The organism is Variovorax sp. VRV01 (assembly GCF_014852545.1).
Lineage (GTDB): Bacteria > Pseudomonadota > Gammaproteobacteria > Burkholderiales > Burkholderiaceae_C > Variovorax > Variovorax beijingensis_A.
Window position 1 is genome coordinate 61,848 of sequence record NZ_JACVBS010000011.1, and the last position, 18,783, is coordinate 80,630.

The window sequence follows — 18,783 nt, forward strand, 5'->3', positions numbered from 1 at the left end:
GGGCCTACATCAGCAGGTGCTCGCCTGCGTTGTCGCCGCCGAGCGTGACGTAGTTGACCTTGCGGATGTCCATCAGCGCGCGGCCGCCCGCGTAGCTGATGGAGCTCTGCACGTCCTGCTCCATCTCGATCAGCGTGTCGGCCAGCTTGCCCTTGATGGGCTCGAGGATGCGCTTGCCCTCGACGTGCTTGTATTCGCCCTTGTTGAAGTCGCTGGCGGAGCCGTAGTACTCCTTGAAGAGCGCGCCGTCGACCTCGACGGTGCGGCCCGGCGATTCCTCGTGCCCCGCGAACAGCGAGCCGATCATCACCATCGAGGCGCCGAAGCGCACGCTCTTGGCAATGTCGCCGTGGTCGCGGATGCCGCCGTCCGCGATGATCGGCTTGGTGGCCACGCGCGCGCACCACTTGAGCGCGCTGAGCTGCCAGCCGCCGGTGCCGAAGCCGGTCTTGAGCTTGGTGATGCAGACCTTGCCCGGGCCGATGCCGACCTTGGTGGCGTCGGCGCCCCAGTTCTCCAGGTCGATCACCGCTTCGGGCGTGCCGATGTTGCCGGCAATCACGAAGGAGCCCGGCAGCTTCTGCTTGAGGTAACCGATCATGTTCTTCACGCTGTCGGCATGGCCGTGCGCGATGTCGATGGTGACGTATTCGGGCACCAGGCCCTCGGCCGCCAACTGGTCGACGGTGTCGTAGTCGGGCTTCTTCACACCCAGCGAGATCGAGGCGAACACGCCCTTGCCGTGCATCTGCCTGACGAACTTCACGTTGTCCAGGTCGAAGCGGTGCATCACGTAGAAGTAGCCGTTCTGCGCCAGCCACAGGCAGATCGGCTCGTCCACCACCGTCTTCATGTTGGCCGGCACCACCGGCAGTCGGAAGCTGCGTGCGCCGAGCGTCACGCTGGCGTCGCACTCCGAGCGGCTTTCCACGCGGCACTTGCGCGGCAGCAGGAGGATGTTGTCGTAATCGAAGATTTGCATGAGAAACCAAGCTTCCTGTGAAGGGTGCGCCGCCGAACGATTTCGGCGGCGTGGGCGCTTGGTCCCGGCCCGGTCATTGGCGCCATGCAGGCACAAAAAAACCGGGCGACAAGAAACTTGGGCCCGGTGATTGATTATAGGGAGGTGGTGCTCCGCCTTCCTGCGCGCTTTCGTATAGACCTTATTCGCCGGCCGGTCTGCCCGGCCGGGCCGCGGCGGCGATGCGCAGCCCGCGGCAGTACCATTTGATGCAGATCAGTGCCGCGCGGCGGGCGCGCTCGACAATGCCGCTGGCGCAGCACGTCCTGCGCCCCGTTCATTTCTTCTTCTGGAGATCGTTCCCATGCTTCGCCGCCACCTCGCCGCCACCGCCGTTCTGGCGCTCGCTTCTCTCGCCGCTTCCTCCGCCTTCGCTGCCGACTGCAGCGTGGAGATCGAAGGCAACGACGCGATGCAGTTCAACAAGCCTGCCATCGAGGTGAGCAAGAGCTGCAAGGAATTCACCGTCAAGCTCAAGCACGTCGGCAAGCTGCCGAAGCAGGCCATGGGCCACAACTGGGTGCTTGCCAGGACGGCCGACGTGCAGGCGGTCGCCGCCGACGGCATCGCTGCCGGCCTGCCGCAGAACTATGTGAAGGCCGGCGACGCGCGCGTCGTGGCGCACACCAAGATCATCGGCGGCGGCGAAAGCGACAGCGTGAGCTTTCCGGTCGCCAAGCTGGGCGCGGCCGACAGCTACACCTTCTTCTGCTCCTTTCCGGGCCATTCGTCGATCATGAAGGGCACGCTGAAACTCGCGAAGTAAGAGGGCGCGGGCAACCCCGCCGCCGCGTCGGGACGCCCCGGCTTCCTACAATGCCGGGATGTCTCTTTTCGGCTCGTACGACGCCACTGCCGGCGCACCCCCATCCCCAGCGGCCGATTCGCCCCTGCTCGCCAACCTCAACCCGGAGCAGCGCGCCGCGGTCACCCTGCCTGCGGGCAATGCCCTGATCCTTGCCGGCGCCGGCTCGGGCAAGACGCGGGTGCTGACCACCCGCATCGCCTGGCTGCTGCAGACCGGCCAGGTCTCCGCCGGCGGCATCCTGGCCGTGACCTTCACCAACAAGGCCGCCAAGGAAATGATGACGCGGCTCACGGCGATGCTGCCCGTGAATGTGCGCGGCATGTGGATCGGCACCTTCCACGGCCTGTGCAACCGCTTCCTGCGCGCGCACTGGAAGCTGGCCAACCTGCCTTCCACCTTCCAGATCCTCGACACGCAGGACCAGCTCTCGGCCATCAAGCGGCTGATGAAGCAGTTCAACGTCGACGACGAGCGCTTTCCGGCCAAGCAGACCCAGTGGTTCATTGCCGGCGCCAAGGAAGACGGCCTGCGCCCGAAGGACGTGGAGATCCGCACCGAGGACGACCGCAAGAAGGTCGAGCTCTACCAGCTCTATGAAGAGCAGTGCCAGCGCGAAGGCGTGGTCGACTTCGGCGAACTCATGCTGCGCAGCTACGAACTCCTGCGCGACAACGACGCGGTGCGCGAGCACTACCAGCGGCGCTTCCGCCACATCCTGATCGACGAGTTCCAGGACACCAACCGCCTGCAGTACGCGTGGATCAAGATGATCTCGGGCAGCACCGCGGCGGGAGGCCAGTTCGTGCCGGGCCAGAACAACAGCGTGATCGCCGTGGGCGACGACGACCAGAGCATCTACGCCTTCCGCGGCGCGCGCGTGGGCAACATGGCCGACTTCGTGCGCGAGTTCGACGTGCAGCACCAGATCAAGCTGGAGCAGAACTACCGCAGCTACAGCAACATCCTCGATTCGGCCAACGAGCTCATCAGCCACAACAAGAAGCGCCTGGGCAAGAACCTGCGCACCGACCAGGGGCCCGGCGAGCCGGTACGCGTGTACGAGTCGCCCACCGACCTGGCCGAGGCGCAGTGGATGGTCGAGGAAATGCGCCAGCTCGTGCGCGACGGCTTCGACCGCAAGGAAATGGCCGTGCTCTACCGCAGCAATGCGCAGAGCCGGGTGATCGAAACGGCGCTCTTCAACGCCTCGGTGCCGTACCGCGTGTACGGCGGCCTGCGCTTCTTCGAGCGCGCCGAAATCAAGCACGCGCTCGCCTACCTGCGCCTGCTCGAGAACAAGGACGACGACACCAGCTTTCTGCGCGTGGTCAACTTTCCGCCGCGCGGCATCGGTGCGCGCACGCTCGAGCAGCTGCAGGACGCGGCGCGCACGGCGGGCCGCTCGCTGCACGACGCGGTGCATGCCGTCGGCGGCAAGGCGGGCTCGAACCTCACGGCCTTCGTCGCCAAGATCGACGTGCTGCGCGAGCAGACGCAGGGCGCCAGCCTGCGCGAGATCATCGAACTGGTGCTCGACCACAGCGGCCTCGTCGAACACTACAAGGCCGACCGCGAAGGCGCCGACCGCATCGAGAACCTGGAAGAACTGGTGAACGCGGCCGAGAGCTTCGTCACGCAGGAAGGCTTCGGCCGCGATGCGGTGGCGCTGCCCATCGACGAGCTGCGGCAGTCGCCCGCGAGCCAGGGGCTCGATCCGAACCGGCCCGTCATCGACGAGCCGCTCGCGCCCGATGCCGAAACCGGCGAAACGCTGAGTCCGCTGGCCGCCTTCCTCACGCATGCGGCGCTCGAATCGGGCGACAACCAGGCGCAGGCCGGGCAGGACGCGGTGCAGCTCATGACCGTCCACGCCGCCAAGGGCCTGGAGTTCGACTGCGTGTTCATCACCGGCATGGAAGAGGGCCTGTTCCCGCACGAGAACTCGATGAGCGATTTCGAGAGCCTCGAGGAAGAGCGCCGCCTGATGTACGTCGCGATCACGCGCGCGCGCAAGCGCCTCTACCTGAGCCATTCGCAGACGCGCATGCTGCACGGCCAGACGCGCTACAACGTGAAGAGCCGCTTCTTCGAGGAGCTGCCCGAAGGCGCGCTCAAGTGGCTCACGCCGAAGAACCAGGCCTTCACGCCCTCGGCCTTCGGCTATGGCGGCGGCTATGCGAGCACGCGCGGCGGCGGCGGCAGCTACAGCAGCGGAGGCGGCTACGGCGGCAGCAAGGACACTTTCGCGAGCCCGCCAGTGCCGCCGCAGAAGGCCGCGCCCTCGCACGGCCTGCGCTCGGGCATGCAGGTGTTCCACAACAAGTTCGGCGAAGGCACGGTGCTGTCGCTCGAAGGCACCGGCGACGACGCGCGCGCGCAGGTCAAGTTCGCGCGCCACGGCGTGAAGTGGCTCGCGCTGTCGGTGGCCAAGCTCACGCCGGTGTGAACGGGCGCCGGCCCTGAGGTCGATCAGCCCGGATCGAAGCTGTCGCGGAAGGTGAACCAGGTGGAGCTCAGCGACATGGCCGCGAGCACCAGTGCCGATCCCACGATCAGCACGTTGCCGATGAGGGCCGCGCCGCCGGCCGCCGCGCCCACGCCGATCAGCACCGTGGCGATGAGCCCCATGCCGATGCCCGCGAGAAGGAACACGCCGAACCACGCCAGCACGAAGAGGGCGTAGGCGCCGAAGTTGCGGAACAGCGCCACCACGCTGAAGAAGATGCTCTTGACCGGCTCCACGCCGTGCCAGTGCACGAGCGCCGGGGCGTGCCACATCGCCAGCGAGAGCGGCAGGTTCAGGCACATCAGGAACATGCGCGCCACCTGGAAGTCGCTGCTGGCCATGGTCTCGGCCGACGGCATGTCGTCGAGCAGGTAGGCGCGTGCCAGCTGGCCGCCGTCGATGAAGCTCGTGAGCAGCACGGCCACCACGAAATACGCCGCCGAGATCACGCCGAGCTTGACCAGCGAGCGCCACTCGGTGCGCATGGCGCCGGCCACCGCCACGAACATGGCGGAGCCGGTGGGCCGCTGCGCGTGGCCGGCGGTGCCGACGCCCTCTGCGTTGTCGGTGTAGGCCACCGAAGTGGCCACCATCAGTCCCAGCGTCATGAAGGGCAGCAGGACCGGCGCCAGCACGCTGCCCACCAGCGGCAGCAGCGACACCGTCGAAATCAGCGCCATCAGCAGGAAGAACAGCGAGATGAAGGCGAGCGGCTGCCGCCAGAAGGTCTTGAGCCCGAGGCGGACCCATTCGGCGCCGGTTCGCGCCGGCACGATGTGGAGTTTCATTTTTGAAGGGTCAGGCGGGCAGCGGCTCGAGCGACTGCGCCATGGCATGCGGATGGTTGGCGCGCTCGCGCAGCACGCGCTCGAAGTGCGCCGGGTCGTGCGGCTTGAGCATGCTGGCTTCGCGCGGCAGGTGGAAGTCCCACAGCCGAGAAATCCAGAAGCGCAGCGCCGCGGCCCGCAGCATGGCGGGCAGCAGGGCGCGCTCTGCCGCATTCAGCGGGCGCACGCTTTCGTAGGCCGCAAGCAGCGCGTCGGCGCGTTCGGCATCGTGCCGTCCGGTCGAGAGATCGACGGCCCAGTCGTTCAGGCACACGGCCAGGTCGAACAGCCAGGTGTCGGTGCCCGCGAAATAGAAGTCGAACACGCCGGTGAGGCGCGGCGCCGTGCCGGCCGTCTCGCCGGTGGCGAACATCACGTTGTCGCGGAACATGTCGGCATGCACCGGGCCGCGCGGCAGCGCCGCATAGGCCGAGGATTCGGCGATGTGGTTCTGGTAGGCGAGCTCGGCGCGCAGCAGCGCGGCCTGCGATTCGTCGACGTAGGGCAGCACCACCGGCACGGTGTCGTTCCACCAGGCGAGGCCGCGCAGGTTCGGCTGGATGCGCGGAAAGTCGCGCGCGGCCAGGTGCATGCGCGCGAGCAGGGCGCCCAGTTCGGCGCAATGGGCCGTGCCCGGCGCCAGTTCGCTGCGGCCCGAGAGCCGCTGCACCAGCGCGGCCGGCTTGCCCGCCACCTGGAGCAGCAGTTCGCACGGGGCGTTCGCGGGAATGGTCAGCGCATGGCCCGACGGCGGCTGGATGGCCGGGTCGGCCACCGGCTCGGGCACCGGCAGGCCGCGGCCCGCCAGGTGCTTCATGAGACAAAGGTAGTAGGGAAGCTGCTCGGCGCTCAGGCGTTCGAACAGCGTCAGCACGAACTCGCCGCTTTCGGTGGTCGCGAAGTAGTTGGTGTTCTCGATGCCGCCCTCGATGCCGCGCAGTTCGCGCAGCGGGCCGAGACCCAGGCGCTGCACGAGCGCGTCCGCCTCGCCGAACTCGACTTCGGTAAAAACTGCCATGGCGATGCTCAGCGTCTTGCTGCAGATGGAAGGCGCGGCACGGTCAGAACTTCATCACGTTCCAGACCCGGGCGCCGTTGCCGTTCGAGTTGGCATCGCCCGAACCCGCACGGGCGCCTGGATCGTTGGGCCGCACCTCGTAGCCCGGCACGTTGGCCTTGGGCTTCACGTTGATGCTCTGCGTGCGGCCGCCGTAGCGCACCTCGTCGACCGAGGCGCCGCTGTCTTCCGTGTGGATGTGCTCGACCTTCTGGTTGCGGCGGCCGTCGGCCTGCTCCTGATTTTGTAGCGGCTCGGCCGGCGCAGGCGTTGCGGCGGGCGCAGGCTGCGCCTGGACGGCGGCAACGGGGACGGCAAAGGCCAGCGCCAGCAGGATGCGGCGGGCGACCAGGAGTGTGGGGCTAGGCATGCAGGGATTGTAGGCGCGGGGGCGCTTTCGGGGTGTCGGCCGGCGGCGCTTGCCGGCGTGGTTCGGGATGCCGGTCCGGGCACGGCAAAATGGCCCGATGACCGACAAGAAAACGCTGCTGCTCGTCGATGGCTCGAGCTATCTCTACCGCGCCTTCCATGCCATGCCCGACCTGCGGGCCGTGCCCGGCGACCCGAAGAGCCCGGCGACCGGCGCCATCCGCGGAATGATCAACATGATGACGGCGCTGCGCCGCGAGGTGCGCGCCGACTATGCGGCCTGCGTCTTCGATGCGCCCGGCAAGACCTTCCGCGACGACCTGTACCCCGAATACAAGGCCAACCGCTCCCCGATGCCCGACGACCTGCGCAGCCAGATCGACCCCATCCACCAGGTGGTCAAGCTGATGGGCTGGCCGGTGCTCTGCGTGCCCGACATCGAGGCCGACGACGTGATCGGCACGCTCGCCAAGACGGCGGCGCAGCAGGGCATCGAAGTCATCGTGTCGAGCGGCGACAAGGACCTGAGCCAGCTGGTGGACGAGCACATCACGATCATCGACACGATGAACGGCAAGAAGCGCGACGTGGCGGGGGTCACGGCCGAATTCGGCGTGCCGCCCACCTTGATGATCGACTACCAGACGCTGGTGGGCGATGCCGTCGACAACGTGCCCGGCGTCGAGAAGGTCGGCCCCAAGACAGCAGCCAAATGGCTGCTCGAATACGGCTCGCTCGACGCACTGATCGAGCGCGCCGCCGAGGTGAAAGGCCAGGCTGGTGAAAACCTGCGCAAGGCCCTGGACAAGCTCCCGCTGAGCCGTCAGCTCGTCACCATCCGCACCGATTGCGACCTGGCCGCGCATGTGGCCGGCCTGCCTTCGCTCGAAGGCCTGCCGGTGGGTGCACCGCAGACCGCGGAGCTCAAGCCCTTCTACGAGAGGTTCGGCTTCAAGAGCCTGGTCAAGTCCCTCGAGGCGCTGGAAGTGCCGCCCGAGCTGATCGAAGAGAACATCAAGAAGCAGTTGGCCCGGGGCGCCGCGGCGAGCGCCGACCAGGGCGGGCTGTTCGACGAATCGGCCGAGCTCGGCGCGCTGGAGGCCGCTGCGCCCGCGAGCAACCTCAAGTACGAGACGATCACCACCTGGGAGCAGTTCGATGCCTGGCTCGCCAAGCTCGAGGCCGCCGAGCTGGCCGCCATCGACACCGAGACCACCTCGCTCGACGAAATGGTCGCGCGCATCGTCGGCGTGAGCTTCAGCATCGAGCCCGGCGCGGCGGCCTACGTTCCGCTCGCGCACAACTATCCCGACGCGCCCGCGCAGCTGCCCATCGACGAAGTGCTCGCCAGGCTCAAGCCCTGGCTCGAAAACCCCGCGAAGAAGAAGCTCGGCCAGCACATCAAGTACGACCGCCATGTGTTCGCCAACCACGGCATCGAGGTGCAGGGCTATGCGCACGACACCATGCTGCAGAGCTACGTGCTCGAGGCTCACCGGCCGCACGGGCTCGCGAGCCTGGCCGAACGGCACCTGGGCCGCAGCGGCATCTCGTACGAAGACCTGTGCGGCAAGGGCGCGCACCAGATCTCGTTCAGCCAGGTCGACATCGCCAAGGCCGCCGAATATTCGTGCGAGGACAGCGACCAGACGCTCGACGTGCACCTGGCGCTGCGGCCCCAGATCGAGCGCGACGAGAAGCTGCGCTTCATCTACCAGCTCGAGATGGATTCGAGCGAGGCGCTCTACCGCGTCGAGCGCAACGGCGTGCTGATCGATGCGCCCACGCTGGCCGCGCAGAGCCACGAACTCGGCACGCGCATCATGGCGCTCGAGCAGGAGGCTTACGAGATCGCCGGCCAGCCCTTCAACCTGGGCTCGCCCAAGCAGATCGGCGAGATCTTCTTCACCAAGCTGGGCCTGCCGGTGGTCAAGAAGACGCCGAGCGGCGCACCCAGCACCGACGAGGAAGTGCTCGAGAAGCTGGCCGAGGACTATCCGCTGCCGGCCAAGATCCTCGAGCACCGCGGCCTGTCCAAGCTCAAGGGCACCTACACCGACAAGCTGGGCCAGCTCGCCAACCCGCGCACCGGCCGCGTCCACACGCACTATGCGCAGGCGGTGGCGGTCACGGGGCGACTGTCGAGCAACGATCCCAACCTGCAGAACATCCCGATCCGCACGCCCGAAGGCCGCCGCGTGCGCGAGGCCTTCATCGCGCCGCCCGGCAGCGTGATCGCGAGCGCCGACTACTCGCAGATCGAGCTGCGCATCATGGCCCACATCAGCGGCGACGAGTCGCTGCTGCGCGCCTTCAGGGAAGGCATCGACGTGCACCGCGCCACCGCGGCGGAGGTGTTCGGCGCCACGCCCGACCAGGTGTCGAGCGAGCAGCGCCGCTATGCCAAGGTGATCAACTTCGGGCTCATCTACGGCATGAGCAGCTTCGGCCTGGCGCGCAACCTGGGCATCGAGACCAAGGCCGCGGCCTCCTACATCGACCGCTACTTTGCGCGCTATCCGGGCGTGAAGGCGTACATGGACGAGACCAAGGCGCTGGCCAAGGAAAAGGGTTATGTGGAGACCGTGTTCGGACGGCGCCTCTACCTGCCCGAGATCAATTCGCCCAACGGCCCGCGCCGCGGCGGTGCCGAGCGCGCCGCCATCAACGCGCCGATGCAGGGCACGGCGGCCGACCTGATCAAGCTCAGCATGATCAAGGTACAGAACGTGCTTGACGAGGAGAAGCGCGCCACCCGCATGATCATGCAGGTGCACGACGAACTGGTGTTCGAGGTGCCCGAAGCCGAGATCGAATGGGTGCGCACCGAAATCCCGCGCCTGATGGCCGGCGTGGCCGAGCTCAAGGTGCCGCTCCTGGCCGAGATCGGCATCGGTCCCAACTGGGACAAGGCGCACTGATCCCCACCCACTGAAGAAAGAAGAAGCACGCACATGACATTCCAGCCCCGCAAATTCTTGCTCGCCGCCGTTTGCGCCGCATGCCTTGGCACCGCGTTTGCCGCGCCCGATGCCCGCATCGCCTCGCTGGCCGCCAAGGAAAAGCCCGCGCTGCTCGAGACGCTGAAGGAGCTGGTCTCCATCGAATCCGGCAGCCGCGACCTCGAAGGCCTCGAGAAGATCTCCGAGCTCATCGCCGCAAAGTTCAAGGCCATGGGCGGCGAGGTCGAGCTGGTCGACACCAGCGCCGAGGCCTACCGCATGGAAGACACGCCCGAGAAGATCGGCCGGGCGGTGCGCGCCACCTTCAAGGGCACGGGCAAGAAGAAGATCATGTTGATCGCGCACATGGACACGGTCTACACCGTGGGCATGCTCGACAAGCAGCCGTTCCGCGTCGAAGGCGACAAGGCCTATGGCCTGGGCATTGCCGACGACAAGCAGGGCGTGGCCGTCATCACGCACACGGTGGCGATGCTGCAGGCGCTGAAGTTCAAGGACTACGGCACGCTCACGGTGCTGATCAACGGCGACGAGGAAATCAGCTCGCCGGGTTCGCGCGCGCTCATCACGCGGCTGGGCGGCGAGCACGATGCGGTGCTGTCGTTCGAGGGCGCCTCGGTCAAGGAAGACAAGCTCTCGCTGGCTACCGCGGGCATCGCCTCGGTCACGCTGAACGTCACGGGCAAGGCCTCGCACGCGGGTTCGGCGCCGGAGCTGGGCGTGAACGCGCTCTACGAGCTGTCGCACCAGATCCTGCAGATGCGCGACCTGTCCGATCCCGCCACCGGGCTCAAGATGAACTGGACCATCTCGCGCTCGGGCAGCAACCGCAACGTGATTCCGGCCAGCGCCACCGCGGGCGCCGACGTGCGCGTGCTCAAGGTGAGCGACTACGACCGCATCGAGCAGCAGGTGCAGGAGCGCGTGAAGAAGCAGCTGATCCCGGAGGCCAAGGTCGTGATGAAGTTCGAGCGCCGCCGTCCGCCGCTCGAAGCCACCGATGCCTCGCTGGCGCTTGCGAAGCACGCGCAGCAGATCTACAAGGACGAGCTCGGCCGGCCGCTGGGCGCCGACGACAAGGTGGCCGGCGGCGGCACCGATGCCGCCTTTGCCGCGCTCAAGACCAAGGCGCCGGTGGTCGAGCGCTTCGGCCTGCAGGGCTTCGGCGCGCATTCGGCCGATGCCGAGTACGTGCTGGTCGACTCCATCGAGCCGAGGCTCTATCTTGCAACCCGCATGGTGATGGACCTCTCGCGCAGCAAGGTCGCAGGCAACTGAGCCGGCCATGCGCCTGCGCCACATCGAGGTCTTCAACGCGATCATGCTCACGGGCAGCGTGAGCGCGGCGGCGCGGCTCATCAACATCACGCAGCCGGCCGTGAGCCGCACCTTGCAGCATGCCGAGCTGCAACTTGGCTTTCCGCTGTTCCAGCGCGCCAAGGGCCGGCTCACGCCGACCACCGAGGCGCTCACGCTCTATCCGCACATCGAGCGGCTGTTCGCGCAGCTCGACGAGGTGCAGCGCCTCGCGGCCAACCTGCGGGCGGGCAGCGACACCGGCGAGCTGCGCATCCTGAGCGTGCTGGCGCTGAGCTACGAGGTGCTGCCGCGCGCGCTCAAGGCCTTCCGCGAGAAGCATCCGGGTTATGCGATCACGGTGGAGTCGCTGCATTCGCCGCAGATCATGTCGGCGCTGCTGCTGCAGGAGGCCGACGTGGGCTTTGTCTTCAGCCCCGCGGTGCATCCCTCGCTCACGCAGGAGACGCTGGCCGACACGCGCATGGTGTGCATCGCGCCCAAGGGCATGCTGCCGCGCGCACTGGTGCGCAACGGCTCGGTGGCGCTGCACGACCTGGTCGACCGGCCGGTGATCGGCCTGGACAGCCGTGACCCGGTGGGCACCAGCCTGAGCCAGGCCTGCCGCCAGGCGGGCGTCGGCTTCCAGCAGGCGGTGGTCACGGTGCAGACCTACCACGCGGCGCTGTCGATGGCGCACCACGGCCTCGGCGTGGCGCTGGTCGACGGCTGCACGGCGCGCTCGGCGGACGCCGCCAAGGTCGACGTGCTCGCGCTGGAGCCGCACATCCCGGTGCCGGTGCGCGCCTTGCGTTTTGCGGGCAAGCCCGATTCGGTGGCGGTGCGTGGCATCACGCGCTGCATGCGCGAGGCGATCGAACAGGCGGCCTGAGGGCCGCAGCGGGGAAACTCAGGAGTCCGCGGACTCCAGCGCCTCGGCAATCCGCTGCGCCGAGCCGAAGGCCAGCGTGAAGCCCAGCGCGCCGTGCCCGGTGTTGAACAGCATGTTGGCCGGCGCGCTCGCCAGCCGCCCGATGATCGGCAGCCCCTTGGGCGTGGCCGGCCGCATGCCAGTCCACGGGTGCAGTTCCTCGAGCCGGCTTGCATGCGGGAAGACGGCGCGCGTGGCCGCGGCCAGCGTCTCGATGCGCGTGGCCGGAATGCTCGCATCGTGCCCCACCAGTTCCGCCATGCCCGCCACGCGCAGCCGCGAGCCGATGCGCGCGAACACCACCTTGCGGGCGCTGTCGGTCACGTTCACCGTGGGTGCGGCGCCCGGCGAAGGATCGACCTCCACCGTGATGCTGTAGCCCTTGAGCGGATACACCGGCAGGTAGGCGCCCAGCGCGCGCCCGAGCCGGTGAGAGGCCGAGCCCAGCGCCATGACGAAGGCATCGGCCTCGATGCTGCCGGCACTGGTGTTCACTGCCGCCACCCGGCCCTTGCTGCGTGCGAAGCCATGCACGTCGGTGCCGAGCAGAAAGCGCACGCCGCGTGCGCCGAGCACCCGCTGCAGTTCGGCGCAGACCTTGAGGCAGTCGGCCGCGCATTCGCTCGGCGTGTAGACCGCGCCCGCCATCTGGCCGCGGTAGCCCGCGAGTGCGGGCTCGATGGCCACGCACTCGTCGGGCGAGACGATGCGCTGCGCGCTGCCCATGGTGCGCTGCAGTTCGAGCTGCGCGCGCGCCCCGTCGAGCGAGGCCGCGCTGGCGTACAGCACCAGCTTGCCGGTGGCGGAAAAGTCGCAGTCGGGTGCCACGTCGGCTTGCATCGCCTCGAACCCGGTGCGGCTCAGCGCGGCCAGCGCGAGCAGCTGGGCCGTGGTGCTGCGGGAGGTCTGCGCATTGCAGGCAGCCATGAACGCCAACCCCCAGCGCCATTGCAGCGGATCGAGCTGGGGCCGCAGCTTGAGCGGCGACGAGGGCGAGAGCAGCAGCTTGGGCAGCTGCTTCCAGATCGACGGGTCGGCCAGCGGCTGCACGTACGAGTAGCTGAGCTGCGCGCCGTTGCCGCCGCTGGCGCCCGCACCGGGGGCTGCGCGGTCGACGACCGTGACTTGGTGGCCCCGGCGTTCGAGCTGCCAGGCGGTGGCCAGGCCCACGATGCCGGCGCCCAGCACACACACATGCATGAAGGCAACTTTCCGGGAGGGAGTGAAGAGGGGACGGCATCGACTGTAGGTGCACGCCGCGCCGGCCGGAAATGCCAAAAGCGTGGTGGCCCATAGCCAAAGCGCATGCCTTGCCGACTGCGTTTTCCTGGGGCGTTAACAGGCCCTACCCATAACCTTTGGGTATGGCCTAGGGTTCAATTGGAATTGTCGCGCTGTGTCACTCCTTCTTACACTGGCCGTTCTGTTCAACCAACCTGAAGAAGGCTCGCATGAAACTCTCCGCATTGATGGCCGCCGCTGCCGTGGTGCTGCTTACCGCCACCGGCGTCCAGGCCGCCGACACGCTGGCCAAGATCGCCGAGACCGGCAAGATCACGCTCGCCTACCGCGAGTCGTCGGTGCCCTTCAGCTACCTGGACGGCCCCAACAAGCCGATCGGTTTCTCGGTCGAACTCTCCAACGCCGTGGTCGAGGCGGTGAAGAAGAAGCTCAACAAGCCCAGCCTGCAGGTGCAGCTGATGCCGGTGACCTCGCAGAACCGCATTCCGCTCATCACCAACGGCACCATCGACCTGGAGTGCGGCTCCACCACCAACAACAGCGCGCGCGGCAAGGACGTGGCCTTTGCCGTCAACCATTTCTACACGGGCACGCGCCTGCTGGTGAAGAAGTCCTCGAAGATCAAGGACTACGCCGACCTCGCCAAGAAGACGGTGGCCAGCACCACCGGCACCACCAATGCGCTGGTCATGCGCAAGTACAACACCGAGAAGAACCTCGACATGGACATCGTGCTCGGCAAGGACCACGCCGACGCCTTCCTTCTCGTGGAAAGCGACCGCGCCATGGCGTTTGCCATGGACGACATCCTGCTGTACGGCCTGATCGCCAACGCCAAGAACCCTGCCGACTACGAGGTGGTGGGCGAGGCGCTGCAGGTCGAGCCCTATGCCTGCATGCTGCCCAAGGACGATCCGGCCTTCAAGAAGCTGGTGGACGACACCTTCATCGGCATGATGAAGAGCGGCGAGTTCGAGAAGCTCTACACCAAGTGGTTCATGTCGCCGATCCCGCCGAAGAACGTGCCGCTGAACCTGCCCATGAGCCAGCAGCTCAAGGACAACATCAAGGCGCCTTCGGACAAGCCAGCTACTTGAGCTCGCCCCCAGGCTGCGCGCACTTCGTGTCGCTTCGCCCACCCCCTACCGGGGGCAATACCAGCGGCCCGGCAAAGCCGGTTCCGCGGTATTCCTGAAACAGAGAAAGATCATGGCTTCCACGAACGTAGTTGGCATTCTGGGCGGCATGGGCCCCGCGGCGGGGGCCGACTTCGTCCGGCTGTTCGTGCAGGCCTGCGCGCAGCAGATGCGCGCGCGCGGGGAGCCGGTGCGGGACCAGTCCTTTCCGGAACACTGGCTCGCGCAGGTGCCGGTGCCCGACCGCACCGACGCGCTGGGCTCGGCCGAAAACGGCGCACACCAGCCGCTCGAGCCGATGCTGCAGGCGCTCGGGCGCCTGGCCGCGCTGGGCAGCCAGGCCGTGGCCATCGCCTGCAACACCGCGCATGCCTGGCATGACCGCCTGCAGGAGCGCTTTCCGCAGATCGAGCTGCTGCACATGGCGCGCGAGGTGGCGCGGCATCTGGCCGCGCAGGGCACGGGCAGCGTGGCGCTGATGGCCACCGAAGGCACCTACCGCGTGCGGCTCTACGAACAGGCGCTGGCCGAGGCAGGGCTCGACTGCCATGTGCCGCTGGCCGAAGAGCGCCGCATCATCACGCGCGGCATCTTCGACGGGGTCAAGGCCGGCAACATGCAGCTCGCCGAGGCCTGCTTTTCGCAGGTGGCGCTGCAGCTCGCGCAGCGCCACGGGCCGGTCACCATCATCATGGGCTGCACCGAGGTTCCGCTCGGGCTCCAGGGCTCGGCCGCCGTGGCCGGGCTGGACCTGGTCGACCCGGCGCAGGTGCTGGCCGCCGCACTGGCGCGCCGCGCCTACCGCGACTAGTCCGGCAGCAACCCTGCCGGCAGACGGGCCGGGCTGGTTTCGCCTACATTGCGGCGTGCGTTTTTCGCGCATGCCCTCCTTGTCCGACGATTCAACTGGAGCCCTACCCATGTCCCTTCGCGACGACAGCCGTTCCGATTTCGATTCGCTTCGCCCCGGCCAGAGCACAGAGCAGGGTGCCACGCGGCGCACCGCGCTCAAGGCCGCCATTGGCGTGGGCTACGCAGCCGCGGTCATGCCGGTCATGGCGCAGACCGCCATCAGCACCTCGGCCGAAGGCCTGAAGGCCGGCCCCGTCAAGTACACCGTCAATGGCTTCGAGGTGCCGGCCTATGCGGCCGCTCCGGCCGGCGAGACCGGCCTGCCCGTGATCCTGGTGGTGCAGGAAATCTTCGGCGTGCACGAATACATCGCCGACACCTGCCGCCGCTTCGCCCAGCTCGGCTACCTGGCGATCGCGCCCGAACTCTATGCGCGGCAGGGCAATCCGCGCGGCTATACCGACATCCCGAAACTGCAGGCCGACATCGTGAGCAAGGTGCCCGATGCGCAGGTGCTGGCCGACCTCGATGGTGCACTTTCGTATGCATCGGCCAATGGCGGCAACGTGGCCAAGGCCGGCATCACCGGCTTCTGCTGGGGCGGGCGCTTCGTGTGGCTCTATGCGGCCACCGGCAAGGTCAAGGCCGGCGTGGCCTGGTACGGCCGGCTGGTTGGCCAGCCGAGCGAACTCACGCCCAGGCACCCGATCGACATCGCGGCCAGCCTGCAGGCGCCCGTGCTCGGGCTCTACGGCGGCAAGGACCAGGGCATCCCCCTTGACACGGTTGATAAGATGAAGGCGGCCCTGGCCACCGGAACCCCGGCTGCCAAGGCTTCGAGCTTCGTCGTGTATCCCGAAGCAGGCCACGCGTTCCATGCCGACTACCGCCCGAGCTACGTGAAGAGCGCGGCCGAAGACGGATGGCAGCGCGCCACGGCCTGGTTCAAAGCCAATGGCGTCGCCTGACGACAGCCTGTAGCCATCCACCGCCGAAGGCCGTCCCCGTGACGGCCTTTCTCTTTTTATGAACGGTATCGGGCATCAATGCCCATCGACATTGCGCAAGCAGCTATGAATTTGATAGTGATCATCGTGGCGACCCTGGTTGCCGGCATCGGAAGCGTATGGCTGGCCGCATTGCTCTTGCGCGTGGGCGTTCGCAACGGTTCGGGCGGCGTGAATTCGCAGCACCTGCTGAGCCTGGCCGCGGGCGCGCTGCTGGCCACCGCATTCATGCACCTGTTGCCCGAAGCCTTCGAGAGCCGCATCGAGCCCGCGCTGCTGTTCGGCGTGCTGCTGTTCGGCCTGGTGTTCTTCTTCCTGCTCGACAAGGCCGAGCTCTGGCATCACGGGCACGAGCACCATCACGGCGATCACGGCCATGCCCACGATCACGGCCACGATCACGGCCATGCGCATGCCCACGCGCCCCGCATGGGCGGCGGCTGGGCGGTGCTCACCGGCGATAGCGTGCACTGCTTCGGCGACGGCATCCTGATTGCGTCGGCCTTCATCGCGGACATCCGCCTGGGCCTGGTGGCGGCCGTGGCCGTGCTCGCGCACGAGGTGCCGCACCACATCGGCGACCTGGTCGTGCTGCGCCAGAGCTCGGCCAACCAGCGTGCGGCGCTCGTCAAGGTGTCGCTGGCCGGCACCATGACCATGCTCGGCGGCATCGTGGGATGGTGGCTGGTCGACCAGCTGCACGGCTGGCTGCCGTACTTCCTGGTGCTGGCCAGCAGCAGCTTCGTCTACGTGGCGCTGGCCGACCTGATTCCCCAGCTGCAGAAGCGGTTGCCCGCGCGGCAGACCGCGGCGCAGATCGTGTGGCTGGTGGTGGGCATTGCGCTGGTCTCGCTGGTGAGCCGGCTCGCGCACGGCGAGCACGGGCATGACGGCCATGGCCTCGACGAAGGCCATGGGGAACACGGCCACGTCCACAAGGACTGAGGGCAGTGCCCGGCAAGTCAGGCGGCGCCGGGCGAGAAACTTTCCGACACCGACGCCGCGCCTCAGGTGAAGCGGAACGGCCGAAACAGGCGCACTATAGGGGTTCGTTCAGTCCAGTATCCAGTCTGAGGAGCCGATCATGATCAACGTCGACGCCACCGCGCGTTCCGCCTCGTTGCCCGACGAAGACGACGACAACACGCCAGCCGACGATTTCGAGGAAACCGACAGCGAAATCTCCGACGACCTGTCGGAGGAAACGGGCATCGATCTCACGGATGCGAGCGAGCTCGACGCCGACAACGTTCCGGCCGACGAGGAGTTCGACCGCGTGATGAACGCCCCCGACTGATTCTCGTCAGGCCGCCGTTTCGCGCCGCACGATCACCTGCCCGTTGCGCGCGCCGCTGTGCGCGCCGTGCTGCCAGGTGAGGGCGCCATTCACGATCACTGCATCGATGCCTTCGGCCGCCCGTGTCGGCGTCTCGTAGTTCGCGGTGTCGCGTACCGTGGCCGCATTGAAGATCACCACGTCGGCGTGGTGGCCCGGCTTCAAGGTGCCGCGCTCGTGCAGCCCGAAGTTGCGCGCGGTGAGCCCGGTCATCTTCCACACCGCCGTCTCCAGCGGAAACAGGCCGACGTCGCGGCTGTAGTGGCCGAGCACGCGCGGGAAGGTGCCCCAGAGGCGCGGATGCGGCTTCTCGCCGAGCGGGATGCCGTCGGAGCCGATCATGGTGTCCTCGAAGGCGAGGATGCGCTGCACGTCGTCCTCGTCCATCATGAAATAGATCGCGCTGCCGGGCGACAGCCGCTTCGCCGCCTCTTCGCCGGAGACGCCCCATTCGGCCGCGATGTCCTTCAGGTCGCGCCCCGCGCACTCGGGGCGCGGCACGCTCGACGCGATCAGCACCCGGCCGTCCATCATGCCCCGGTCGGTGCGGATCATGGTGGAACCCGCGGTGTAGGGATAGCAGTCGAGGCCAATGCACTGGTGGCGCATCGCTTCCTTGATGAAGGGCAGCGTCACCTTGCTCTTGCCGAAGTTCTGCGCGTTCTGCACCTTGTGGTGCGACACCACCACCGGAATGCCGAGCGCGCGGCCGATGTGGAAGGTTTCCTCCAGCGACTCCATCACGCGGTCCGCCTCGTCGCGCATGTGCGTCACGTAGAGCGCCTTGCGCGCGCTGAGCGGGCGGCCGACTTCGATGATCTCCTCGGTCGTCGCCTTGACGGCCGGCGGATAGAAGGTGCCGGTCGACAGGCCGATGGCGCCGGCCTGCATCGCCTCTTCGACCAGCGCCTGCATGGCGGCGATCTCGCTGTCGTTGGCGGGGCGGTCGAGGTCGGACATGGTCACGGCGCGCAAGGTCGAATGGCCGACCATCGCCGCCACGTTCACCGACGAGGGCGTGGCGCGCAGCGCATCGAGGTAGGCCGCGAAGGTCGTGAACCGGTCCTCCGGCGGCGTCTCGAGCAGGCTCAGCGGCATCGGCAGTTCCATGTCTTCGCGCAGCGGCGCGGCGCTGATGCCGCAGTTGCCCGCCACCACCGTGGTCACGCCCTGCGACACCTTGAACGGCATCTGCGCCTGCGAAAGAACGGCCTGGTCGTCATGCGTGTGCGAATCGATGAAGCCCGGCGCGACGATGCGGCCGGTGGCGTCGAGCGTTTGGTCGGCGGTGTGGCCAGCGAGATTGCCGATGGCCGCGATGCGGCCGCCCGAGATGCCCACGTCGGCATCGAAGCGCGGCGCCTTGGTGCCGTCGATCACGGTGCCGCCGCGGATCAGCAGGTCGTAGTGGGGTGTCTTGTCGCTCATCGGT

The 18,783-nt window shown here is 67.7% G+C and carries 16 protein-coding genes; 10 read left to right on the forward strand and 6 right to left on the reverse strand.

Annotation, left to right across the window (positions count from 1 at the left end; translation table 11 throughout):
* Positions 1-4: 4 nt before the first annotated feature.
* Entirely contained in the window at positions 5-982 is a 978-nt protein-coding gene (locus tag IB278_RS19980; RefSeq protein ID WP_145741655.1) for a GMP reductase, read from the reverse strand.
* A 343-nt stretch (positions 983-1,325) separates the two neighbouring features.
* Here IB278_RS19980 and azu point away from each other — a divergent pair, with 343 nt between their 5' ends.
* Both azu and IB278_RS19990 read left to right on the forward strand, forming a co-directional pair.
* On the forward strand, positions 1,326-1,787 hold the full coding sequence (gene azu / locus IB278_RS19985; protein ID WP_192325004.1) for an azurin: 462 nt from the start codon (positions 1,326-1,328) through the stop codon (positions 1,785-1,787).
* Positions 1,788-1,845: 58 nt separating this feature from the next.
* Complete coding sequence (locus IB278_RS19990) at positions 1,846-4,275, forward strand: UvrD-helicase domain-containing protein (protein WP_145741657.1); 2,430 nt, start codon at positions 1,846-1,848, stop codon at positions 4,273-4,275.
* 23 nt (positions 4,276-4,298) lie between these two features.
* Here the strand turns inward: IB278_RS19990 and IB278_RS19995 are convergent, their stop codons facing one another.
* From IB278_RS19995 to IB278_RS20005, 3 genes are read right to left on the reverse strand one after another with little or no spacing between them, the layout of a single operon-like run.
* The gene (locus IB278_RS19995) at positions 4,299-5,123 is read right to left on the reverse strand and encodes a BPSS1780 family membrane protein (protein ID WP_145741659.1); all 825 of its coding nucleotides are present in this window, start codon (positions 5,121-5,123) and stop codon (positions 4,299-4,301) included.
* Positions 5,124-5,133: 10 nt separating this feature from the next.
* A complete protein-coding gene (locus IB278_RS20000) occupies positions 5,134-6,180 on the reverse strand; it encodes a homoserine kinase (protein ID WP_192325006.1) in 1,047 nt (348 codons plus the stop codon).
* Positions 6,181-6,223: 43 nt separating this feature from the next.
* Positions 6,224-6,589 (reverse strand): hypothetical protein, encoded by a 366-nt coding sequence (locus IB278_RS20005; RefSeq protein WP_145741663.1) that lies wholly within the window; start codon positions 6,587-6,589, stop codon positions 6,224-6,226.
* 97 nt (positions 6,590-6,686) lie between these two features.
* On the opposite strand from IB278_RS20005, the gene polA reads away from it, so the two are divergent.
* The 3 genes from polA to IB278_RS20020 are packed head-to-tail and all read left to right on the forward strand — an operon-like array spanning position 6,687 to position 11,739.
* Positions 6,687-9,509, forward strand: coding sequence for a DNA polymerase I (gene polA, locus IB278_RS20010; RefSeq protein WP_192325008.1), 2,823 nt, complete (start codon positions 6,687-6,689; stop codon positions 9,507-9,509).
* Positions 9,510-9,542: 33 nt separating this feature from the next.
* On the forward strand, positions 9,543-10,829 hold the full coding sequence (locus IB278_RS20015; protein WP_192325010.1) for a M20/M25/M40 family metallo-hydrolase: 1,287 nt from the start codon (positions 9,543-9,545) through the stop codon (positions 10,827-10,829).
* Positions 10,830-10,836: 7 nt separating this feature from the next.
* Positions 10,837-11,739 carry a LysR family transcriptional regulator gene (locus IB278_RS20020; protein WP_124957001.1) on the forward strand — a complete coding sequence of 301 codons (903 nt, stop codon included), beginning with the start codon at positions 10,837-10,839 and terminating at the stop codon, positions 11,737-11,739.
* 18 nt (positions 11,740-11,757) lie between these two features.
* On the opposite strand, the gene IB278_RS20025 is transcribed toward IB278_RS20020, so the two are convergent.
* The gene (locus tag IB278_RS20025) at positions 11,758-12,978 is read right to left on the reverse strand and encodes a D-amino acid dehydrogenase (RefSeq protein WP_145741670.1); all 1,221 of its coding nucleotides are present in this window, start codon (positions 12,976-12,978) and stop codon (positions 11,758-11,760) included.
* Positions 12,979-13,229: 251 nt separating this feature from the next.
* On the opposite strand from IB278_RS20025, the gene IB278_RS20030 reads away from it, so the two are divergent.
* The 5 genes from IB278_RS20030 (at position 13,230) to IB278_RS20050 (ending at position 17,312) form a co-directional block, all read left to right on the forward strand.
* Positions 13,230-14,117 (forward strand): transporter substrate-binding domain-containing protein, encoded by an 888-nt coding sequence (locus IB278_RS20030; protein ID WP_145741672.1) that lies wholly within the window; start codon positions 13,230-13,232, stop codon positions 14,115-14,117.
* A 112-nt stretch (positions 14,118-14,229) separates the two neighbouring features.
* Positions 14,230-14,967, forward strand: a complete 738-nt coding sequence (locus IB278_RS20035; protein ID WP_145741675.1) for an aspartate/glutamate racemase family protein — start codon at positions 14,230-14,232, stop codon at positions 14,965-14,967.
* A gap of 109 nt (positions 14,968-15,076) precedes the next feature.
* Entirely contained in the window at positions 15,077-15,976 is a 900-nt protein-coding gene (locus IB278_RS20040; protein ID WP_192325012.1) for a dienelactone hydrolase family protein, read from the forward strand.
* 105 nt (positions 15,977-16,081) lie between these two features.
* Positions 16,082-16,960 (forward strand): ZIP family metal transporter, encoded by an 879-nt coding sequence (locus tag IB278_RS20045; protein WP_192325014.1) that lies wholly within the window; start codon positions 16,082-16,084, stop codon positions 16,958-16,960.
* 139 nt (positions 16,961-17,099) lie between these two features.
* Positions 17,100-17,312 (forward strand): hypothetical protein, encoded by a 213-nt coding sequence (locus IB278_RS20050; RefSeq protein WP_145741681.1) that lies wholly within the window; start codon positions 17,100-17,102, stop codon positions 17,310-17,312.
* 6 nt (positions 17,313-17,318) lie between these two features.
* On the opposite strand, the gene IB278_RS20055 is transcribed toward IB278_RS20050, so the two are convergent.
* A complete protein-coding gene (locus IB278_RS20055) occupies positions 17,319-18,779 on the reverse strand; it encodes an N-acyl-D-amino-acid deacylase family protein (RefSeq protein WP_192325016.1) in 1,461 nt (486 codons plus the stop codon).
* Positions 18,780-18,783: the final 4 nt, after the last annotated feature.